At 55.6% G+C, this 1,206-nt stretch carries 1 protein-coding gene; it reads right to left on the minus strand.

Annotation, left to right across the window (positions count from 1 at the left end; genetic code table 11):
- Positions 1–398: 398 nt before the first annotated feature.
- Positions 399–1,052 carry a DNA repair protein RadC gene (gene radC, locus CW742_RS13970; protein ID WP_292421422.1) on the minus strand — a complete coding sequence of 218 codons (654 nt, stop codon included), beginning with the start codon at positions 1,050–1,052 and terminating at the stop codon, positions 399–401.
- Between the last annotated feature and the right edge of the window lie 154 nt (positions 1,053–1,206).

Here is a 1,206-nt window from a genome sequence, read left to right on the forward strand (position 1 = left end):
TTCCCATGGGAGAAACGGGGAAACCTAAGTGCAATGTTAATCTACCTCTCCGGCATGAAAGACCCAGAGACCTGTGTCGGCGCACGGCTCACGGAAAAGGCGTTCTGTGATATCATCGACTGACGGTACGCAGACGAGCTTCTCATGAACGACATGGACACCCTCATCGATGTCACCCGGAACAAAGAACTGCTGGAGGCCGCCTACCGGAAAGGCCTTGATCTCGGGAAAGGAAGCGGTTCCTGACGGGAACCGCTGACTGGAGAATGCCATGGGTCTTTGACCCATGACCGGAGAAGACCGAAAATCTTCGAAGAGCGTATCAACGCTCTTCGACCAACAAAATCTCTTTTGGCAATAGAAAAATGGATGTCACGATCTTTTATGTGCTTACGCCATCACACGAGCCCGCGTTCCCGCATGCTCAGGTGCCCCGATCTCGTAACAATGAGATGATCGATAAGCTGGATGCCGACGAGCGCTCCCGCCTCCTTCAGCTGGGCCGTGATAGCGATGTCCTGCGAGCTGGGCTCAAGCGATCCCGAGGGGTGGTTGTGGACGCAGATGATCGAGGCTGCCCGGTCCAGGATAGCGTCGGCAAAGACCTCCCGCGGGTGGACAAGGCTGTGGTTTAAGAGACCGATCGTGATGATGCGGTTTCCCAGTACCTCACCGGCTCCGTTGAGCGTGATACAACAGAAGTGCTCCTGCCGTTTGCCCCGCAGGTGGGCAACGAGCGGAAGGACGTCGTCCGGCCGTGACACCCGGGCAGTGGTATGGTCCTGCGAATAGTACCGCCTCCCGATCTCAAAGCAGGCAAGGATCTGCGAGGCTTTTGTCGGCCCGATCCCATCGATAGCACAGATATCCTTGTAGTGGATCGGTTCCTGTCCTTTCAGCATGCCGCAGATGTCGCGGGCGATCTCCCTGACATCCCGCTGTCGCGTCCCCCTCCCGAGGATAGCCTCCACAAGTTCGGCGTCCGTGAGGGCAACAGCGCCCTTCCGCGCAATCTTCTCCCGCGGGCGGTCAAGCGCAGGAATGTCTTTCATTTTCTTAATACCCTCAGCCTCCTGTCCGCCTGGATCCTGGACATACCATCAGGGTTGGATTTTATACATTTTAAATTATTTCACTAAGAAATATGTTTTGGCGGGCCCCCTGCCGCATAAAAAATCTTTAAATGAACCCGTCTCCATATCATCC

It is taken from the genome of Methanoregula sp. (assembly GCF_002835825.1).
GTDB lineage: Archaea > Halobacteriota > Methanomicrobia > Methanomicrobiales > Methanospirillaceae > Methanoregula.

What these genes read in the sequence shown, in the direction of transcription:
- radC (WP_292421422.1), bottom strand. Translation starts at nt 1,052, where the DNA reads ATGAAAGACATTCCTGCGCTTGACCGCCCGCGGGAGAAGATTGCGCGG.